This is a genomic window from Burkholderia sp. FL-7-2-10-S1-D7 (assembly GCF_001524185.1).
GTDB lineage: Bacteria > Pseudomonadota > Gammaproteobacteria > Burkholderiales > Burkholderiaceae > Burkholderia > Burkholderia diffusa.
In genome coordinates this window covers 163,001-182,797 of record NZ_LOWY01000015.1, presented here as the reverse complement: position 1 = coordinate 182,797, position 19,797 = coordinate 163,001, and the positions used below count along the sequence as shown (strand labels likewise).

The following is a 19,797-nucleotide window of genomic DNA, read 5'->3' as shown; positions in this document are numbered from 1 at the left end:
CGCTCGACCGGGCTATGCGCGGGGCAGCTGATCCGCCGTCGACGTCGAAGCAACTGATGGTGCATGCGGGGATTCGGCACGCGTTCCGACCGGATCGGGCACGAATGCGTGAACGGCCGGCCGGAGCGCGACGTCGACGCGGCGCGCTCAGTGCGTCAATCCCGCGCCACCCCCGTCGATTCCCGCACCACGAGCTCCGGCGCGCCGATCGTATGCACGGCAGCAGCCGGCTCGACGCCGTCGATCATGTCGAGCGTCAGCGCGATCGCCCGCGCGGCGATCTGCGACGTCGGAAACCGCACCGTAGTCAGCGCGGGGCGGAACTGGTGGGCGAGCTGGATATCGGTCATGCCGACCACCGACAGATCGGCCGGCACGCGCAGCCCGAGATCGGCGGCTGCCTGCATCGCGCCGATCGCCATCAGGTCATTGGTCGCGAACAGCGCGGTGAGGCCCGGCTTCGCCCGCAGCAGCGCCGCGGCCGCTTCGTAGCCGCCTTCGATCGAATCGTGAGCCGACACCGTCGTCAGTGCCTCCGCCGGATGGCCGCATGCCGCGAGTTCGTCGGCGAACCCGCGCAAGCGCACCGATTGCGGGCCGCCCGAGCCCTTGCCGACGAGCGCGCCGAACGCGCGATGCCGCAGCCCGGACAGATGCGCGGCCGCCAGCGCGCCCGCCGCCGCGAAATCAACAGTGACGCACGGCAGCGTGCGCGACGCATGCACGTGTTCCCACATGCACAGCACGATTGACGCGCCGTGGCGCGCGATGTCGGCGAGTTCGGCTTCCGCGAGGTCGGTGTTCATCACGATCGCGCCGGCGGCAAGCGTGCCGGCGATCCGCTCGAGGTAGTTGCGCGTGATCGCCGGATCGTCGTCGGTATTGGACACCAGCAGGTAATGGCCGCGCTTGCGCGCCTCGCGCTCGGCTGCCAGCACGAATTCCGGATAGAACGGGTTCGTGATGTTCGACAGCATCAACGCGAGCGTGGACGTGCGGCCCTCGGCCAGTGCCCGCGCGGTCAGGTTGGGCCGATAGCCGAGCTCGCGGATCGCCGCCATCACGCGCTCGACGGTCGCCGGCTTCACCTTCTGCGGATTGCGCAGCACGTTCGAGACGGTCGCCGCGGTGACGTTCGCCCGCCGCGCGACTTGCGCGAGCGTCACCATGCGCGGCCTCGGGCCGGGCGGGCAACTCTGCAAGAGAGAAGGGAAACGAGGGAGTGTCTGCTCATATTCTGGGAGTGCGTCCCACAAGTTGCACAGGGACAAGCGATACGCTAATTTCTCGACACATCAGATCAAGGAGACGACATGGTACGGCGAACCGGGCGAACTGCACCACCGAAATTTAAGCGATTAAATTTCTCGATCCGAAACGCCTGACCAGGAGAGGAGAGCGCGATGACCGCCATTTCATTGAAGGACGTCTCGAAGCGCTATGGCGACCATGCGCCGGTGCTGCGCGACGTGAACCTCGAGATCGCGTCGCACGAGTTCTGCGTGTTTCTCGGTCCGTCGGGTTGCGGCAAGTCCACACTGTTGCGGATGATCGCCGGGCTCGAGGACGTGACCGAAGGCGAGCTGCGGATCGGCGGCGCGCGCATGAACGACACGCCGCCCGCCGAGCGCGGTGTCGCGATGGTGTTCCAGAGCTATGCGCTGTTTCCGCACATGACCGTGTTCGACAACATCGGTTTCGGCCTGCGCATCGCCGGCACGCCGAAGGACGAGATCCGGCGTCGCGTGACCGAGGCCGCGCGTGTGCTGCAACTCGATGCGCTGCTCGATCGCAAGCCGAAGGCGTTGTCCGGCGGCCAGCGGCAGCGCGTCGCGATCGGCCGCGCGATCGTGCGCGAGCCGCGCGTGTTCCTGTTCGACGAGCCGCTGTCGAATCTCGACGCGACGCTGCGCGGCCAGACGCGCGTCGAAATCGCCCGCCTGCACGCACGCTTCACGCAATCGAGTTCCGTCTATGTGACGCATGACCAGATCGAGGCGATGACGCTTGCCGACCGGATCGTGCTGCTGCACGCGGGCGACGACGTCGCGCGCTTCGGCAGCATCGCGCAGGCCGGCGCGCCGCTCGAGCTGTATCACCGGCCGGCCAATCGTTTCGTCGCGGGCTTTATCGGCTCGCCGCGGATGAACTTCCTGCCGGCGGTCGTCGAGGCGGCCGATGCGCATGGTTGCCGGCTGCGGCTCGAGGGCACCGGCGAAACGCTGACGCTGCGCGATCGCCTGCTGCCGCGCCACATCGGCAGCGGCGCGCGGCTGACGCTCGGGATTCGTCCCGAGCATCTGACGGTCGCCGCGTCGGGCGATGCAGACTCGCCCACGATCGTCCGCGACATCGCGCTCGTCGAGCAACTCGGCGAAGCCTCCTACGTGCATCTCGACCAGCCCGGCGGCGTGCCGCTGCTCGCGAAACTGCCCGGCCAGGCCGCGTTGCGGCGCGGTGAGCGGCATGCGTTCCGCGTGCCGCCGTCGCGCTGTCACCTGTTCGACGAGGCCGGCATCGCGTTGCCGGCCATCCACGCCGAAGCGGCGTTCGCATAGCGGCGCGATGCCGACCCGCCGCGCGCGACGCGGCACCTATCACACCAATACCAGGAGACAACGATGAAACTTCGTGCGAGCCGACTGCTGCTTGCCCTGACGACTGTTGCCGCGCTCGCCGCGGGGACGGCCGACGCGGGCACGCTCAAGGTGAACGTCGCCGCGCGCGGCAACCAGCGCGCGACGTGGCAAGCCGTGTTCGACCAGTTCCACAAGGCGAATCCGGACGTCGACCTGAAGGTCAGCTACGTCGGCGAGGAGGCGTACAAGGTGCAGATGTCCGGCTGGCTCGCGACCGATCCGCCCGACGTGCTGAGCTGGAACAACGGCGAGCGGCTCGCGTATTTCGCGAAGCGCGGGTTGATCGAGGACCTGAGCGCGGACTGGCAGAAAAACGGCTGGAACGACACGTATGCGGCCGTCAAGCAGTCGTCGACCTACGGCGGCAAGCTTTACAGTTTGCCGCTCGGCTATGACGCGTATGGCCTCTTCTACCGCAAGGACCTGTTCGAGAAGGCCGGCATTCACGGGGAGCCGGCCGATTGGGCGCAGTTTCTGGATGCGTGCCGCAAGCTGAAGGCGGCCGGCATCGCGCCGATCGCGGTGGCCGCGCGCGATGCGTGGACGCTGGCCGCGTGGTTCGACTACCTCGACTTGCGGATCAACGGCTACGCATTCCACCAGAAGCTGATGGCCGGCGACGTCGCCTATACCGATCCGCGCGTGCGGGCCGTGTACGCGGCATGGAAGAAGCTGATCGACGACAAGTATTTCATCGACAACGCATTGTCCTACGACGTCGATTCGCTGAGCCCGCTGATCGTCAACGGGCAGGCCGCGATGACGCTGATGGGCACCTGGTATTCGGCGGGCCTCTTGAGCGCGACGCGCAACCCGATCAGTTTCTTCCGCTTCCCGGTGATCGACGCATCGGTGCCGCTTGCCGAGGACGGCCCGGTCAACGTGATGATCGTGCCGGCGAAGGCGCGCAACAAGGCGGATGCGCGTCGCCTGCTCGCGTTCATGGGGCAACCGGCGGTCAACGGTGAGTTCGCGAAGGGGATGGGGCAACTGCCGTCGAACAACAAGGCGCCCGAGCCGCAGGACCCGATCTCGAAGATCGGCTTTCGCACGCTCGCGACCACGCAGGGCGGCATCGCGCAGTTCTACGACCGCGACATGACGAAGGAAATGGCGGACGAGGGGATGAAGGCGATGCAGCAGTTCCTGTCCGACCCGACGCAGCTCGATGCGATCCTGCAGCGCCTCGAGCAGACCCGCAAGCGCATCTACCGGAAGTAACGCGCCGCGCGGCCGGGCCGGCCACGCCGGCCCGGTGCGTCGTTGCCACCGTCGCGTCCGTTTCGTCAGTTACATCCGTCTCGTCGAAGGTCATCTCATGTCAACCAGCCTGTCCGAAAGCACCGCGCGCCGCGCAGCCGGCCCGCGGCGGCATGCGCGTGCGTCGCTGGCGCGCCGCCGCAACCGCGCGGCCCTGCTGTTCGTGCTGCCGGGTTTCGCGCTCTTCACCGTGTTCGTGCTGTATCCGATCGTCAGCAGCATCTGGCTGAGCTTCCATCACTGGGACGGGATGACGCCGATGACGTACGCGGGGCTCGACAACTACCGCGAGCTGCTGCAGTCCGATACGTTCTACGTCGCGCTGAAGAACAACGTGCTGTGGCTCGTGCTGTTCCTCGCCGCTCCGCCGCTCGGCCTTGCGCTCGCGCTGTACCTGAACCAGAACGTGTTCGGGATCCGGCTCGTCAAGTCGCTGTTCTTCGCGCCGTTCGTGTTGCCGGGTGTCGTCGTCGGCCTGGTGTTCTCGTGGTTCTACGACCCGACGTTCGGGCTGCTGAAGCTGATCGTCGGGCACGGGATCCCGGTGCTCGGCGATCCGCGCTATGCGACATTCGGCGTGATCGCCGCCGCGCTGTGGCCGCAGATTCCGTTCTGCATGATCCTCTACCTGACCGGGCTCACGGGCATCAACGGCGAGATCGTCGAGGCGGCGCGCATGGAGGGCGCGCGCGGCTTCACGCTGCTGTGGCACGTGATCCTGCCGCAGTTGCGGCCCGCGACCTTCATGGCGGTGGTGCTGACCGTGATCGGCGCGCTGCGCAGCTTCGATCTGATCTCCGTGATGACGGGCGGCGGCCCGTTCGACAGTTCCACCGTGCTCGCGTACTTCATGGTCGACCAGGCGATCAAGTACTACCGCGAAGGCTATTCGGCCGCGATCGCGGTCGTGCTGTTCGCGATCATGCTCGTCTATATCGTGTGGCAGCTACGCAAGCTGGTGCGCGTCGAATCATAAGGATCACGAAAATGTATCCGATGCCCGTGTCCCGCTGGGGACGTCCCGCCCGCTGGCTGTACCGGTTGTCGCTGCCGTGCGCGCTCGCGCTGTGGCTCGTGCCGCTGCTCGCGGTGCTCGTCACGTCGGTCCGCTCGACCGACGAGATCATGGCCGGTCACTACTGGGACTGGCCGAAGCAGTTCGCGCTGCTCGACAACTACGGCACCGCGCTCACGCAGACGCCGATGTTGCATTACTTCTCGAACAGCATCCTGATCACGGTGCCGTCCGTTGCCGCATCGATCCTGCTCGCGTCGCTCGCGGGGCACGCGCTCGCGAACTACCGGTTCCGCGGCAATCTCGTGCTGCTCGGGCTGTTCGTCGCCGGCAACTTCGTGCCGATCCAGATCCTGATGATCCCGGTGCGGCAGATCATGCTCGGCGTCGGCCTCTACAACACCGTGTGGGCGCTCGTGCTGTTCCATACCGCGTTCCAGACCGGCTTCTGCACGCTGTTCCTGCGCAACTTCATCCGCGAGCTGCCGTTCGAGCTGATCGAGGCCGCGCGCGTCGAAGGCGCGTCCGAGTGGGCGATCTACTGGCGCGTCGTGCTGCCGCTCGTGCGGCCGGCGCTCGCCGCCCTCGCGATCCTCGTGTTCACGTTCGTGTGGAACGACTACTTCTGGGCGCTGTGCCTCACGCAAGGCGACGACGCGGCGCCGATCACGGTCGGCGTCGCCGCGCTCAAGGGGCAGTGGACGACCGCCTGGAACATCGTGTCGGCCGGCTCGGTGCTCGCCGCGCTGCCGTCGGTGCTGATGTTCTTCGCGATGCAGAAGCACTTCGTCGCGGGGCTCACGTTCGGCGCGACGAAAGGCTGATCCGTCACATCCATTTTCTTCTGCAAGGAACCCACGATGCACCTCGGCGTTTGCTATTACCCCGAACACTGGCCGCGCGAACAATGGGCCCGCGATGCGCGACGGATGGCCGAACTGGGCCTGACCCGCGTGCGGATCGCCGAATTCGCGTGGAGCCGGATGGAGCCGGAGCCGGGCCGCTACGACTGGGCGTGGCTCGACGAAGCGATCGACACGCTCGCCAGCCAGCAGTTGAAGATCGTGCTCGGCACGCCGACCGCCGCGCCGCCGAAGTGGCTCGTCGATCGCCATCCGGAGATCCTGCCCGTCGGCGCGGACGGCGCGGTGTGGCAGTTCGGTTCGCGCCGCCATTACGACATCGCGAGCCCCGTGTATCGCGAGCACTGCGTGCGCATCGCGGACGCGATGGCGCGACGCTACGGTGCGCATCCGGCGGTCATCGCATGGCAGACCGACAACGAGCTCGGCTGTCACAACACGCTGCCGAGCTATACGCGCGCGGCGCTCGAAGGCTTTCGCGCGTGGCTCGCGGCGCGCTACGGCGACATCGGCGCGCTGAACCGCGCGTGGGGCAACGTATTCTGGAGCATGGAGTATCGCGGTTTCGACGAGATCGAACTGCCGCGCCATACGCCGACCGATGCGAATCCCGCGCATCTGCTCGACTTCCGCCGCTATCAGTCGGACGAGGTCGCGCGGTTCCACGCCGTGCAGGTCGATGCGATCCGTCCGCACGCGCCCGGCCGCGACGTGCTGCACAACTTCATGGGCTTTTTTACCGAGTTCGATCACCATGCGTTCGCGCGTGGCGGCCTCGACGTCGCCGCGTGGGACAGCTATCCGGTGCCGCGTACCGAAGTGCTGCCGCTCGACGAAGCGGACAAGCGACGCTGGGCGCGTACTGGCCACCCGGATGTGTCGGCGTTCTCGCACGACCTGTATCGCGGCGTCGGCAACGGGCGGATGTGGGTGATGGAGCAACAGGCGGGGCCCGTGAACTGGGGGCCGTACAACCCGGTGCCGCATGCCGGCGCGGTGCGGCTGTGGACGTGGGAAGCGTTCGCGCATGGCGCGGAACTCGTGTCGTATTTCCGCTGGCGACAGTATCCGCATGCGCAGGAGCAACTGCACTCGGGGCTGAATGCGCCGGACGATCAGTTGTCGCCCGGCGGCCGCGAAGTGGCGCGCGTCGCGCGCGAACTGGCCGCGCTGGATATCGGGCTCGTCACCGGCACGCCTGAGCCCGCGCGCGTCGCGCTGCTGTTCGATTACGCGGCCGACTGGATGATCCGGATCCAGCCGCACGGCGTTGACTTCGACTATCAGCAGCACGCGTTCGACTGGTATCGCGCGTTGCGCGAACTGGGGCTCGACGTCGACATCGTCGCGGCCGATGCCGACGTGTCGCGTTATGCACTCGTCGTCGCGCCGACGCTGCCGGTTGTGCCGGATCGTGTCGTCGAGCAGGCGGCGTGCGGAGACGCGCACTGGCTGTTCGGGCCTCGCACGGGCTCGCGCACGGCGGAATTCGCAATCGCGCCGGGCCTCGCACCCGGCAAGCTGCGCGACGTGCTGCCGGTGCGAATCGGCCAGGTCGAGTCGCTGCGGCCGTCGCTCGCGCCGCGCGTCGCGTTCGACGGCGTCGATGGCCATGCGCTGAAATGGCGCGATCACGTCGATATGGAATCGGCGACCGGCATCGACGTGCTTGCTGCCTGCGACGACGGCGTGCCCGCGCTCGTGCGGCGCGGCCGGGTGATGATGGCAACCGCCTGCTTCGACCGCGCGCTGTTGCGTGCGATCGTCGCCCGCTGCGCGCGCGACGCCGGACTGCCGGTCCGCGCGTTGCCGGATGGCGTGCGCTTGCGCCGGCGCGGGCGCCTCGTGTTCGCGCTCAATTACGGCGACGCGCCATGCACGCTGCCGGCGCCGGACAGTGCGCGCTTCGTGCTCGGCGGCCCCGAACTCGGCGCGGTCGACGTCGCCGCATGGGTCGAGCCGGACTGACGCGATGCAGTCGCCGCGGTCGCTACGGTCGCATTTCGCTCGCCTCGCCGGGATCGCGCATTTCTTGCCGCTGTCCGCCGCCGCGCTGATGCTCGGCGTCGCGATGTCCTTTACGGCGCCGTACCTGTCGCTGTTCGGCGTGGAGGCGGCGGGGATGTCGCCGTTTCTCGCGGGCATCTTCATGACGCTGATCGCGGCGAGCGGTGTCGTCGCGAGCACGTGGGCCGGGCGCTGGTCGGATCGCTGCGACCGGCACAGGCCGTTGCTCGTCGTTTCGCTCGCGGCGGCCGCGCTCGGTTTCGCGCTGCTATGCGTGCTGCGCGCGCACGGGCCGGTGATCGCGGCCGGCACGATCCTGCTCGGTGCGGGGGCCGTGTCGTTGTCGCAGATCTTCGCGTTCGCGCGCGCGGTGCTGCCGGTCGCCGACGATGCGCAGCGCGATCTCGCGTCGGCGGCGCTGCGCACGATGCTGTCGGTTGCATGGGTGTTCGGTCCCGCGCTCGGCGCGCTGATCCTCGCGCAGACGGGTTTCGTCGGGCTTTTTCTCGCCGCTTCAGTGGGCTTCGTCGCATGCGCGGCGATCGTCGCGCGGATTCCGGAGCCCGTGCGGCGGTCGGCGGCTCATGTGCGCGCAGTGGACCATGCCGCGCCGCCGCCCGACGTGGCACCGGCGGAGATCGTCGTCGCACCGCGCGCAAGCGTGCGTCGCACCCTCGTCGCGCTCACGCTGATGGGGCTCGCGGCGAACGCGACGATGATCGTGCTGCCGCTGTACATCGTGCGCGGGCTCGGCGGATCGCCGGGCAACGTGTCGGCCGCGCTGGGTCTCGCCGCGTTGCTCGAGATCCCGATGATGCTTTGGCTCGGCATCCGGTCGACGCGGCTCGACAAGGCGCGCTGGCTGACCGCGTGTGCGGCCGTGCATGCGGCGTATTTCATCGGACTCGCGGCGGTGACGAGGGTGGACATGATCCTGCCGCTACAACTGCTGAGCGCTTGCGTGGTCGCGATTACGTCATGCCTCGGCATGACGCGCGTGTGCGACCTGATGCCGACGCGTCCCGGCACCGCGACCGCGATGTTCTTCAGCACCGCGCGCGTCGGCTCGATCGCATCGGGCGTGCTGTCGGGCGCGTGCGTCGATCTGTTCGGTTATCGCGCGACGTGCGCGGGGTGCTGCGTGCTCGCGCTCGTCGCATTCGCGTTGCTCGCCCGGGACGCGCACGGCGAACGGGGCGGTGCGCGTGGCGCAGGCGGCGCGACGGCATCTGCCCGAGGCCGCTTCGATGCACCGCACTGACGCGGGATGCGTCGGTGCGGTGATGCGGTGACGACGCGAAGGCGTCAGCGCTGGCGATACGCGTCGAGAGACGACAGCGCGTTGCCGTGGAAGTCGAACAACGTGTTGTTGTCCCATTGATCGCCGGCGCCGAGCTTCCAGCCGACACCCGGCGTCGGGATCCATTCCGGTTCCCACCAGAACACGCCCTTGCCGCGATTGCCCGGCACGCCCTTCACGATATCGACGACCGCGGCGAGGAATTGCGCCTGGCCGGCCGGCGACGGCGGGAACGCGGTCGAGCCGGTGTTCGTCATCGCGTTCGGTTCCGAGTCGCCGTCGCTGGTGGTCCACGGATACGCGGTTTCGACGACGATCAGTTCCTTGTCGTATCGCACCGCGAGGTCGTTCGCGTTGTTGCGCAGGTCGTCGAGCGAGCCTTGCCATTGAGGGTAGTACGACAGGCCGATCACGTCGAACATGACACCGCGCTGCGTCGCGCTGTCGAACCACCAGCGGCTTTTCGCGTTGTCGCCGCCGCTGTCGACGTGCAGCATCACCTTGATGCGCGGATCGAGGGCCTTCACCGCATCGCGGCCCGTCTTCAGCAGCTGCGCGAGGTTGTCCCACTGGTCGTAGCGGCCGAGCGGCCACAGCATGCCGCCCGTGATTTCGTTGCCGATCTGCACCCACTCCGGCCGCACGCCGGCGCGCTGCAGTTGGCGCAGCACGTCGGTCGTATAGGCCGACAGCAGCGCGCACGTGTCGGCGAGATTCTTGCCGGCCCACGCATGCGGCGGGTATTGCTTGCCGGGGTCGGCCCACCAGTCGCTGTAGTGGAAATCGATCAGGATACGCATCCCGAGCGCGGCCGCGCGCTTCGCGAGTGCGACGACATGGGCCGCGTTGTTGTAGCCGGCCGCATCACTCTGGTTGGCCGGGAAGAATGCCGGATTGCCGGGATCGTTCCATACCTTGATGCGGATCGAATCGACGCCGTGCGCGTGCAGGATCTTCAGGCAGTCGGTCGCGCGGCCGCGGTCGAAATACTGCGCGCCGTGCGCCTCGAGCTCCGGCAGCGTCGACACGTCGGCGCCCATCGCGAACGGGATGCCACCTGCCGCGCGCGCGGCGCCTTGCGCGACGGCCGGCAGCGCGCCGGCCAGGTCGACGCATGCGAGCGCCGCGGTCGAGACACTCCAGCGCAACATCGATCGTCTGTTCATCGTCATCCTCCAGTATCGGGCCCGGTCGATCGATTGCGCGATCGCGGGCTTCATAGGTTTAAGCGCTTAAATTTCAGCCTCGATGCGAGGCCGGATCGAGCGTAGCGCAGCCGCCGATGCCGATGCAAAGAACGCGTGCGTTGCTTACTATCTGGCGACCGGCATGTCCGCTACCCGCGCACCCCGACCCGATACCGGGTCGTCTGGCGATAGGGGTTGCCCGGATGAAGGATGGTTTCGTCGCGTAACGCGTCCATGTTGACCTGGTTCGGATAGAACCCGGCTTCGACGCACAGTGCCGCATGTCGCACACACGGCATGCCGCCGCCCACGCGCACGCCATCCAGATAATTGCCCGTATAGAGCTGCAACCCGCGCTGATCCGTCGACACGACAAGCTCCCGACCGCTTTCCGGATCGTAGATCGATGCGACGGGCCGCACGTTGCGCCCATGGTCGCGCAGCACGTAGCAGTGGTCGAACCCACGCCCGCGCGTGAGCTGCGCATGCGGCCAGTCGAGGCGCGCGCCGATCGGCGCGCTCTGCCGGAAATCGAATGCGCTGCCCGTCACGTCGGCGGTGCCGGTCGGGATCAGTGCATCGTCCACTTCGACGAACGCGTCGGCGTGGATCTGCAGCAGGTGGCCGCGCACGTCGCTGCCCGCGCGTCCGCTCAGGTTGAAGTAGCTGTGATTCGTCAGGTTCAGCGGCGTCGGCGCGTCGGTCACGCCTGCATAGTCGATCGTCAGCGTGCCGTCGTCGTCGAGCATGTAGCGCACCTGCACGCTCACGTTGCCGGGGAAGCCCGCATCGCCTTCCGGCGAATCGAGCCGCAGCGTCAGTCCGCCACGGTCGTCGACCACGTCCCAGCGCGCACGGTGAAAGCCGCTCGCGCCGCCGTGCAGCAGGTTGCCGTTCTCGTTGCGGTCAAGCGTGTAGTCGATGCCGTCGAGCGTGAAGCGCGCATTCGCGATCCGGTTCGCCCAGCGGCCGACCGTCGCGCCAAGGTACGCACCCGATTCGAGGTACTCGGCCGGCGTGTCGTGCGCCAGCACGATATCGGCGAAGCGCCCGGTGCGGTCGGGGGCGAGCCACGACACGACGGTCGCGCCGAGATCGCTGATGACGACGCGCATGCCGTGCGCGTTGCGCAGCGTGTAGCGCCGCACCGGATCGCCGCCGGGCAGCGCCCCCCACGGCTCGGACGGAATGCGGCCGACATCGGCTGACGGGCGGGAAGAGTCGGTATCGATATGCATGAGTGGGTTCGCTCGTGGGCGGTGAATTCAGTGAGCCGCCGCCGCGCGTTCCTGGTATTCGCGCGGGGTGCAGCCGAGTTCGCGGCGGAACACCGCGTACATGTATTGCAACGACGTGAAGCCGCAACGGATCGCGACTTCCGCGCTCGACGCATTGCGGCCCGCGAGCAGCGCCTGCGCGGCCTCGAGCTTGTGACGCAGGATTTCCTGGTGCACGGTGCGCTGCAGTTCGCGCCGGAAGTGCTCTTCGAGCAGCGAGCGCGACACGCCGACATAGTCGGCGACCTGTTCGGTCTTGATCCCCTGGCATGCGTACTGCCGGATGAAATGCCGCGCGCGCATCACGTGCGGGCTTGCGAGCGGCTGGTGGCGCGTCGACTCGAGCACGTTGATGCCGACCGGCGGCACGAGGATGCGCTGCCCGGGAAACCTGGCGCCGCGCAGCATCCGGTGCAGCAGGTGCGCGGCGGTGCGGCCCATTTCCTCGGTGCCCTGGATCACCGACGACAACGGAATGCGCGTCAGCGTGCGCGTGAGCGGATCGTTGTCGATGCCGATGATCGCGACCTGTTCCGGCACCGCGATGCCGGCGAGCAGGCACGCCTGCAGCAGATGCCGCGCGCGCGCATCCGTGACCGCGATCACGCCGACGGGCTTCGGCAGCGCATGCAGCCAGCCGATCAACTGCTCGATCGCGTGATTCCAGCCCGATGCACTCGTCGACACGCCGCGGTAGATCGGCGCGTCGAGCCCGTCCGCGCGCGCGAGCCGGTCGAACGCGAGCTCACGCTGCTGCGCCCAGCGGTTCTCCTGCGCGACCGGCAGGCTGTACATCGCGAAATGCGCGAGCCCCGCGCCGATCAGGTGCGTGTAGGCGAGCGACACGAGCTTCGGGTTGTCCGTCGCAATATATGGGACGCCGTCCGGGTACTGCGCGGGATCCTCGTACGACGAGCCGACCGCGACGATGGGCAGCGGCGAGCCGGCGAGCGCGTCGGCGACGGCCGGATCGTCGAAGTCCGCGATGATGCCGTCGCCGTCGAAGCGTTCGATGCCGGCGAGCCGGCAGCGGAAGTCGTCTTCGAGGAACAGGTCCCACACGACGCGCGTCGTGTGCAGGTACTGGCCGATGCCGCTGATGATCTCGCGGTCGTAGACCTTGTTCGCGTTGAACAGCAGCGCGATGCGATGCGGTGTCTGGGCGGAAGAGGCACGGGTCATGTCGGTCTCGGGGCGGGCGCCGCTCGGGCGTCTCGCCGTTGTCTCCGGGGCGCGCGGGCGGTGCCGCGCGGTTCTCTGGTGTCCGGCGATTGTAGGACGGAACGCACGCCGCGCGCAGCGGCTGGCAAGAAACGTTAAGCGTGTTGCGCAATTTCGCAATTGCCGGCCGGCAGGCGCGCGGGCACGATCCAGCCAACCGGATTCGGCCGCGTGTGTCGTCGTCGCGACGCGCGTTGCGCTGCACCAAGACCCAACACGGAGACGCCATGTCGTATTTCGAACACATTCCCGCGATTCGCTACGAAGGTCCGCAGTCGGACAACCCGCTGGCGTACCACTATTACGACCCCGAGAAGCGCGTGCTCGGCAAGACACTCGCCGAGCATCTGCGGATTGCCGTGTGCTACTGGCACACGTTCGTCTGGCCGGGACACGACATCTTCGGGCAGGGCACGTTCCAGCGGCCGTGGCAGCAGCCTGGCGACGCGCTCGAACGTGCGCGCATGAAGGCCGATGCGGCGTTCGAGTTCTTCACGAAGCTCGGCACGCCTTTCTATACGTTCCACGACACCGACGTCGCCCCGGAGGGCGACAGCCTGCGCGAGTACGCGGCCAATTTCGCGCGGATGGTCGACTATCTCGGCGAGCGCCAGCAGGCGAGCGGCGTGCGGCTGCTGTGGGGCACGGCGAACCTGTTCTCGCACCCGCGCTTCGCGGCGGGCGCCGCGACGAATCCGAACCCCGACGTGTTCGCATGGGCCGCGACCCAGGTGTGCCATGCGCTCGACGCGACGCACCGGCTCGGCGGCGAGAACTACGTGCTGTGGGGCGGCCGCGAAGGGTACGAGACGCTGCTCAATACCGACCTGAAGCGCGAGCGCGAGCAGTTCGCGCGTTTTCTGTCGATGGTCGTCGAGCACAAGCATCGGATCGGCTTCAAGGGTGCGCTGTTGATCGAGCCGAAACCGCAGGAGCCGACCAAGCACCAGTACGACTACGACGTCGCGACCGTGCACGGATTTCTGGTGCAGTACGGACTGCAGAACGAGATTCGCGTGAACATCGAGGCAAACCACGCGACGCTCGCCGGCCACTCGTTTCATCACGAGATCGCGAACGCGTTCGCACTCGGCGTGTTCGGCAGCGTCGACGCGAACCGCGGCGATCCGCAGAACGGCTGGGACACCGACCAGTTCCCGAACAGCGTCGAGGAACTGACGCTTGCGTTCTACGAGATCCTGCGCCACGGCGGCTTCACGACCGGCGGGATGAACTTCGACGCGAAGGTGCGGCGCCAGAGCATCGATCCGGAAGACCTGTTCTACGGCCACGTCGGCGCGATCGACGTGCTCGCGCTCGCGCTCGAACGTGCGGCCGTACTGGTCGAGAACGACCGGCTCGATGCGCTGCGCCGGCAGCGCTACGCGCAGTGGGACGACGCGTTCGGCCGCAAGATCCTGGCGGGCGGCTATACGCTGCAGTCGCTCGCGGACGACGCGCTCGCGCGCGGCGTGGACCCGCGGCATGCGAGCGGCGCGCAGGAGCGGCTGGAGAACATCGTGAACCAGGCGATCTACGGACTGCGCTGACGCCATGTATATCGGACTCGATCTCGGTACGTCGGGCGTGAAAGCGGTGCTGCTCGACCGCGACGGCGCGGTGCGGGCGAGCGCGAGTCGCCCGCTCACGGTGAGCCGGCCGCGGCCGCGCTGGTCCGAACAGGCGCCGCGCGACTGGTGGGACGCCGCGTGCGGCGCACTGGCCGCGCTCGTCGATGAGGCACGCGCGAGCGGCATCGATCCGCGCGCCATCGACGCGCTGGGACTGACCGGGCAGATGCACGGCGCGACGCTGCTCGATGCGCACGGCGACGTGCTGCGCCCCGCGATTCTGTGGAACGACGGCCGCGCGGATGCGGAGTGCGCGGAACTCGAGCGGCTCGCACCCGCGCTGCGTGCTGTGACAGGCAACGTCGCGATGCCGGGCTTCACCGCGCCGAAGCTGCTGTGGGTGCGCCGCCACGAACCCGACGTGTTCGCGCGCATAGCACACGTGCTGTTGCCGAAGGATTACCTGCGCTACCGGCTGACCGGCGCGTTCGCGACCGATCCGTCGGATGCCGCCGGTACGCTCTGGCTCGACGTCGCGAAGCGCGACTACGACGACACGCTGCTCGCCGCGTGCGGGCTGTCGCGCGCGCAGATGCCGGCGGTGTTCGAGGGCAACGGCGTAACGGGCACGCTGCTGCCGAGCGTCGCGCGAACGCTCGGGCTGCGCGAGATTCCGGTGGTGGCCGGCGGCGGCGACAACGCGGCCGGCGCGGTGGGCGTCGGGATCGTGCGGCCCGGCGACGCGTTGCTGTCGCTCGGCACGTCGGGTGTCTATTTCGCGGTGTCGGACGGGTTTCGCGCGAACCCCGATTCGGCGGTGCACAGCTTTTGCCACGCGCTGCCCGATACATGGCATTTGATGTCGGTGATGCTGAACGCGGCCGGCTGCATCGACTTCACCGCGCAACTAGCCGGTTACGACGGCGTCGCGGCGCTGCTCGCCGATGCCGAGGCGAACGCGCGCGCCAGCCGCCCGTGGTTTCTGCCTTACCTGAGCGGCGAGCGCACGCCGCACAACGACGTGAATGCGAAGGGCGTGTTCTACGGGCTCACGCCCGATACGCAGCGCGCGGATCTCGCGAACGCCACGCTCGAAGGCGTCGGCTTCGCGTTGCTCGACGGCATCGATGCGCTGCATGCGGCCGGACTGGCGCCCGACGGCATCACGGTGATCGGCGGCGGCTCGCGCAGCGCGTACTGGACGCAGATGCTCGCCGACCTGAGCGGACGTGCGCTGACGCTGCGCGCGGGCGGCGAGGTCGGCCCGGCGCTCGGTGCCGCACGGCTCGCGCATCTCGCGCTCGAACCGGATGCGTCGCTCGACGAGGTGTGCCCGCAGCCGCCGGTCGTCGCGGTGCGCGAGCCTGATCCCGCGCGACACGCGTGGTATCGCGATGCGCGGCGGCCGACGTTTCGCGCGCTTTACGGCGCGCTCGAACCGGTGTTTGCGACGGGCGCGTGAGCGGCGCTTCGCCAGTGCGATCCCGTGCTTTGCAGTGACTCGATGCGGGCGGCGCATTCCCGCGGCCGCCCGGTGTTCGTGAGGTTGTCCAATAACAAGGAGTGGAGACATGAAATCCGTGACGCGCCGTACCGTATTGAGTTCCCTTGCAGGCGCCGCAGCGCTGGCGCTCTTCGCGCTCGGCGCTCCGCTCGCGCATGCGAGCAAGGACAAGCCCGAGATCGGCTTCTGCATCGACGACCTGCGCGTCGAGCGCTGGTCGCGCGATCGCGATTATTTCGTCGCGGCCGCGACGAAGCTCGGCGCGAAGGTGTCGGTGCAGTCGGCCGACGCGAGCGAGGAGCGACAGATTTCGCAGATAGAGAACCTGATTTCGCGCGGCGTCGACGTGATCGTGATCGTCCCGTTCAATTCGAAGACGCTCGGCAACGTCGTCGCCGAAGCGAGGAAGGCCGGCATCAAGGTCGTGTCGTACGACCGTCTGATCCTCGATGCGGACGTCGACGCGTACATCTCGTTCGACAACGAGAAGGTTGGCGAACTGCAGGCGAAGGGCGTGTTCGACGCGAAGCCGAAGGGTAACTATTTCCTGCTCGGCGGCGCGCCGACCGACAACAACGCGAAGATGCTGCGCGAGGGCCAGTTGAAGGTGCTGAAGCCGGCGATCGATCGCGGCGACATCAAGGTCGTCGGCCAGCAGTGGGTGCCGGAATGGAGCGCATCGACCGCACTGCGCATCGTCGAGGATGCGCTCACCGCGAACAACAACCGGATCGACGCGATCGTCGCGTCGAACGACGGCACCGCGGGCGGCGCGATCCAGGCGCTCGCCGCGCAGCACCTGGCCGGCAAGGTGCCGGTGTCCGGGCAGGATGCGGACCTCGCGGCGGTCAGGCGCGTGATCGCCGGCACGCAGACGATGACCGTCTACAAGCCGCTGAAGCTGATCGCGAGCGAAGCCGCGAAGCTTGCGGTCGATCTTGCGAAGGGCACGAAGCCCGCGTTCAACGCGCAGTACGACAACGGGAAGAAGAAGGTCGACACGGTGCTGCTGCAGCCCACGGTGCTGACCAAGCGCAATGTCCACGTCGTCGTGAAGGACGGCTTCTATACCCAGGCCCAGCTCGCGAGCCAATGACGGCACGACGGGCAGGATGCATGTGGCCGGCCAGGTGCGGCCGGCCGCGTGCTCACTGCGAGGCAATGAACGTATGACCGAACCCTTGCTGACGATGCGCGGCATCGTCAAGGCATTCGATGGCGTGAAGGCGCTCGACGGAATCGATCTGACCGTGCGCCCCGGCGAGTGCGTTGGGCTGTGCGGCGAGAACGGCGCCGGCAAGTCGACGCTGATGAAGGTGCTGTCGGGCGTCTACCCGCACGGCACGTGGGATGGCGAGATCCGCTGGGAAGGCGCGCCGCTCGTCGCGTCCGGCGTGCGCGACACCGAACGCGCGGGCATCGTGATCATCCACCAGGAACTGATGCTGGTGCCCGAGCTGTCGGTCGCCGAGAACATCTTCCTCGGCAACGAGATCACGCTGCCCGGCGGGCGCATGCACTACGCGGAGATGGTGCGGCGTTCCGAGGCGCTGCTGCGCGAGCTGCGGATCGACGCGATCAACGTCGCGCAGCCGGTGATGAATTACGGCGGCGGCCACCAGCAGCTGATCGAGATCGCGAAGGCGCTGAACAAGCGCGCGAAGCTGCTGATCCTCGACGAGCCGTCGTCGTCGCTGAGTGCCGCCGAGACGCGCATCCTGCTCGACATCGTGCGCGACCTGAAGCGGCGCGGCGTCGCGTGCGTGTACATCTCGCACAAGCTCGACGAAGTCGACGCGGTGTGCGACACCGTGACCGTGATCCGCGACGGCCGCCACGTCGCGACCGAGCCGATGCGCGGAATGACCACACACCGGATCATCGCGATGATGGTTGGCCGCGAGATCCGCAACCTGTATCCGCGCGAGCCGCACGAGATCGGCGACGTCGTGCTGGACGCGCGCAACGTGACCTGTCACGACGTGGCGAACCCGCGCCGCAAGCGCGTCGACGACGTGTCGTTCAGCGTGCGGCGCGGCGAGATCCTCGGCGTCGCGGGGCTTGTCGGAGCCGGCCGCACCGAGCTGATGCAGGCGATCTTCGGCGCGTATCCGGGCGCGAGCACGGCGACCTTGCGGATGAACGGCCGGCCGCTCGCGATCCGCTCGCCGGCCGATGCGATTCGCGCGGGCATCGCGATGGTGCCCGAGGACCGCAAGCGTCACGGGATCGTGCCGCAGCTCGGCGTCGGTCACAACATCACGCTGTCGGTGCTGCGCCGGTTCGCCGTGCGTGGGCGGATCGATGCGGCCGCCGAACTCGACGCGATCCGCACCGAGATGCAGCGGCTGTCGGTGCGCGCCGCGCATCCGTTCCTGCCGATCGCGAGCCTGTCCGGCGGCAACCAGCAGAAGGCCGTGCTCGCGAGGATGCTGCTGGCCGATCCGCAGGTGCTGATCCTCGACGAGCCGACGCGCGGCGTCGACGTCGGCGCGAAGGCGGAAATCTACCGGCTGATCTTTGCGCTCGCGAAACGCGGCGTCGCGCTGATCGTCGTGTCGTCCGAGCTGCCGGAAGTGCTCGGGCTCGCCGATCGTGTGCTCGTGATCGGCGAAGGCGAGCTGCGCGGTGATTTCGTCAATGACGGTCTCACGCAGGAACAGATCCTCGGCGCCGCGCTGAAATCCGCGCGGCAGCCGGCCGAACCCATTGCAGCGAGTGCCCAATGAATACCGAACTGTCTTCCTCCACCGCCGTGCCGCCGGACGCCGACGCGCGCCGCACGCACGGCCATCCGCTGCGCCAGATCTTCGTGCGCTACAAGGTGCTCGCGCTGCTGTTCGCGGTCGCCGCGATCTGGGTGTTCTTCTCGGTGCTGACCGACGGTGCGTTCGTCACGCCGCGCAACGTGTCGAACCTGCTGCGGCAGATGTCGATCACCGGGATGCTCGCGTGCGGCATGGTGTTCGTGATCATCGCGGGCGAGATCGACCTGTCGGTCGGATCGCTGCTCGGGCTGCTCGGCGGTGTCGCGGCGATCCTCGACGTCAATCGCCACTGGCCCGTGGCCGCGACGGTGCCGGCCGTGCTCGCGCTCGGCGTGCTGGTCGGATTGTTCAACGGCTGGTGGTCGACCTACCGGCGCGTGCCGTCGTTCATTGTCGGGCTGGGCGGGATGCTCGCGTTTCGCGGCATCCTCCTCGGCGTGACGGGCGGCTCGACGATCGCGCCGGTGTCCGACGGCTTCGTGTTCATCGGGCAGGGCTATCTGCCGCGCGCGGCCGGCGACGGGCTCGCGGTGCTGCTGTTCGCGCTCGTCGCGCTGCTGGTGATCCGGCAGCGCGGTACGCGGCACCGCTATCGGCTCGCGGTCGCGCCGCTGTGGCAGGACGTCGCGAAAGTCGTCGGTGCCGGGGCCGTGCTGTTCGCGTTCGTCGCGACGCTCGATCGTTACGGCGGCATTCCCGTGCCCGTGCTGCTGCTGCTCGCGCTGCTCGGCGCGTTCTCGTGGATCGCGACGCAGACCGTGTTCGGCCGGCGCATCTATGCGGTGGGTTCGAACCTGGAAGCGACGCGGCTGTCGGGCGTCGACACCGATCGTGTGAAGCTCGCGATCTTCGCGCTGATGGGGCTGATGTGCGCGTTCGCGGGCATCGTCAATACCGCGCGGCTCGCGGCCGGCTCGCCGTCGGCCGGCACGATGGGCGAGCTCGACGCGATCGCCGCGTGCTTCATCGGCGGCACGTCGATGCGCGGCGGGTCGGGCACCGTTTATGGGGCGCTGATCGGCGCACTCGTGATGGCGAGCCTCGACAACGGGATGTCGATGCTCGACGTCGACGCGTACTGGCAGATGATCGTCAAGGGCGGGGTGTTGGTGCTGGCCGTGTGGATCGACGTGGTGTCGCGTTCGAACCGGCGGTGACGGGCGGCGCGGGCGCGATCGCCGCTTG

15 protein-coding genes are annotated in these 19,797 nt (G+C 68.2%); 11 read left to right on the top strand and 4 right to left on the bottom strand.

Translation table 11 applies throughout. The annotated features are described in order from the left end of the window. Positions 1–155: 155 nt before the first annotated feature. A complete protein-coding gene (locus WS75_RS07475) occupies positions 156–1,169 on the bottom strand; it encodes a LacI family DNA-binding transcriptional regulator (RefSeq protein ID WP_059679904.1) in 1,014 nt (337 codons plus the stop codon). A gap of 234 nt (positions 1,170–1,403) precedes the next feature. Between WS75_RS07475 and WS75_RS07470 the strand changes: the two genes are divergently transcribed. The 6 genes from WS75_RS07470 (at position 1,404) to WS75_RS07445 (ending at position 9,045) form a co-directional block, all read left to right on the top strand. After that, entirely contained in the window at positions 1,404–2,558 is a 1,155-nt protein-coding gene (locus WS75_RS07470; protein ID WP_059679903.1) for an ABC transporter ATP-binding protein, read from the top strand. A gap of 63 nt (positions 2,559–2,621) precedes the next feature. Continuing rightward, on the top strand, positions 2,622–3,860 hold the full coding sequence (locus tag WS75_RS07465) for an ABC transporter substrate-binding protein (RefSeq protein ID WP_059679902.1): 1,239 nt from the start codon (positions 2,622–2,624) through the stop codon (positions 3,858–3,860). A 97-nt stretch (positions 3,861–3,957) separates the two neighbouring features. Further along, a complete protein-coding gene (locus WS75_RS07460; RefSeq protein WP_059679901.1) occupies positions 3,958–4,875 on the top strand; it encodes a carbohydrate ABC transporter permease in 918 nt (305 codons plus the stop codon). An 11-nt stretch (positions 4,876–4,886) separates the two neighbouring features. Next, positions 4,887–5,738, top strand: coding sequence for a carbohydrate ABC transporter permease (locus tag WS75_RS07455; RefSeq protein WP_059679900.1), 852 nt, complete (start codon positions 4,887–4,889; stop codon positions 5,736–5,738). 36 nt (positions 5,739–5,774) lie between these two features. Continuing rightward, positions 5,775–7,745, top strand: coding sequence for a beta-galactosidase (locus tag WS75_RS07450; RefSeq protein WP_059679899.1), 1,971 nt, complete (start codon positions 5,775–5,777; stop codon positions 7,743–7,745). Between the two features lie 4 nt (positions 7,746–7,749). Next, positions 7,750–9,045 (top strand): sugar efflux transporter, encoded by a 1,296-nt coding sequence (locus tag WS75_RS07445; protein ID WP_059679898.1) that lies wholly within the window; start codon positions 7,750–7,752, stop codon positions 9,043–9,045. A gap of 44 nt (positions 9,046–9,089) precedes the next feature. On the opposite strand, the gene WS75_RS07440 is transcribed toward WS75_RS07445, so the two are convergent. The 3 genes from WS75_RS07440 to WS75_RS07430 form a co-directional block, all read right to left on the bottom strand. Then, a complete protein-coding gene (locus tag WS75_RS07440; RefSeq protein ID WP_059679976.1) occupies positions 9,090–10,250 on the bottom strand; it encodes a glycoside hydrolase family 53 protein in 1,161 nt (386 codons plus the stop codon). Positions 10,251–10,420: 170 nt separating this feature from the next. Then, positions 10,421–11,509 (bottom strand): aldose epimerase family protein, encoded by a 1,089-nt coding sequence (locus tag WS75_RS07435; RefSeq protein ID WP_059679897.1) that lies wholly within the window; start codon positions 11,507–11,509, stop codon positions 10,421–10,423. Positions 11,510–11,536: 27 nt separating this feature from the next. Further along, a complete protein-coding gene (locus WS75_RS07430) occupies positions 11,537–12,730 on the bottom strand; it encodes a XylR family transcriptional regulator (RefSeq protein WP_059679896.1) in 1,194 nt (397 codons plus the stop codon). Between the two features lie 266 nt (positions 12,731–12,996). On the opposite strand from WS75_RS07430, the gene xylA reads away from it, so the two are divergent. From xylA to WS75_RS07405, 5 genes are all read left to right on the top strand, one after another. Beyond that, a complete protein-coding gene (gene xylA / locus WS75_RS07425; protein ID WP_059679895.1) occupies positions 12,997–14,319 on the top strand; it encodes a xylose isomerase in 1,323 nt (440 codons plus the stop codon). Positions 14,320–14,323: 4 nt separating this feature from the next. Then, positions 14,324–15,802 carry a xylulokinase gene (gene xylB, locus WS75_RS07420; RefSeq protein ID WP_059679894.1) on the top strand — a complete coding sequence of 493 codons (1,479 nt, stop codon included), beginning with the start codon at positions 14,324–14,326 and terminating at the stop codon, positions 15,800–15,802. 109 nt (positions 15,803–15,911) lie between these two features. Continuing rightward, complete coding sequence (gene xylF / locus WS75_RS07415; RefSeq protein WP_059679893.1) at positions 15,912–16,940, top strand: D-xylose ABC transporter substrate-binding protein; 1,029 nt, start codon at positions 15,912–15,914, stop codon at positions 16,938–16,940. A 73-nt stretch (positions 16,941–17,013) separates the two neighbouring features. After that, complete coding sequence (gene xylG / locus WS75_RS07410) at positions 17,014–18,573, top strand: D-xylose ABC transporter ATP-binding protein (RefSeq protein ID WP_059679892.1); 1,560 nt, start codon at positions 17,014–17,016, stop codon at positions 18,571–18,573. Further along, the gene (locus WS75_RS07405) at positions 18,570–19,769 is read left to right on the top strand and encodes a sugar ABC transporter permease (RefSeq protein ID WP_059679891.1); all 1,200 of its coding nucleotides are present in this window, start codon (positions 18,570–18,572) and stop codon (positions 19,767–19,769) included. Before xylG ends, WS75_RS07405 begins: the two co-directional genes overlap by 4 nt. Positions 19,770–19,797 lie beyond the last annotated feature (28 nt).

Coding starts and splice junctions, on each gene's coding strand:
- WS75_RS07475 (WP_059679904.1), bottom strand. CDS start 1,169: ATGGTGACGCTCGCGCAAGTCGCGCGGCGGGCGAACGTCACCGCGGCG.
- WS75_RS07470 (WP_059679903.1), top strand. CDS start 1,404: ATGACCGCCATTTCATTGAAGGACGTCTCGAAGCGCTATGGCGACCAT.
- WS75_RS07465 (WP_059679902.1), top strand. CDS start 2,622: ATGAAACTTCGTGCGAGCCGACTGCTGCTTGCCCTGACGACTGTTGCC.
- WS75_RS07460 (WP_059679901.1), top strand. CDS start 3,958: ATGTCAACCAGCCTGTCCGAAAGCACCGCGCGCCGCGCAGCCGGCCCG.
- WS75_RS07455 (WP_059679900.1), top strand. CDS start 4,887: ATGTATCCGATGCCCGTGTCCCGCTGGGGACGTCCCGCCCGCTGGCTG.
- WS75_RS07450 (WP_059679899.1), top strand. CDS start 5,775: ATGCACCTCGGCGTTTGCTATTACCCCGAACACTGGCCGCGCGAACAA.
- WS75_RS07445 (WP_059679898.1), top strand. CDS start 7,750: ATGCAGTCGCCGCGGTCGCTACGGTCGCATTTCGCTCGCCTCGCCGGG.
- WS75_RS07440 (WP_059679976.1), bottom strand. CDS start 10,250: ATGAACAGACGATCGATGTTGCGCTGGAGTGTCTCGACCGCGGCGCTC.
- WS75_RS07435 (WP_059679897.1), bottom strand. CDS start 11,509: ATGCATATCGATACCGACTCTTCCCGCCCGTCAGCCGATGTCGGCCGC.
- WS75_RS07430 (WP_059679896.1), bottom strand. CDS start 12,730: ATGACCCGTGCCTCTTCCGCCCAGACACCGCATCGCATCGCGCTGCTG.
- xylA (WP_059679895.1), top strand. CDS start 12,997: ATGTCGTATTTCGAACACATTCCCGCGATTCGCTACGAAGGTCCGCAG.
- xylB (WP_059679894.1), top strand. CDS start 14,324: ATGTATATCGGACTCGATCTCGGTACGTCGGGCGTGAAAGCGGTGCTG.
- xylF (WP_059679893.1), top strand. CDS start 15,912: ATGAAATCCGTGACGCGCCGTACCGTATTGAGTTCCCTTGCAGGCGCC.
- xylG (WP_059679892.1), top strand. CDS start 17,014: ATGACCGAACCCTTGCTGACGATGCGCGGCATCGTCAAGGCATTCGAT.
- WS75_RS07405 (WP_059679891.1), top strand. CDS start 18,570: ATGAATACCGAACTGTCTTCCTCCACCGCCGTGCCGCCGGACGCCGAC.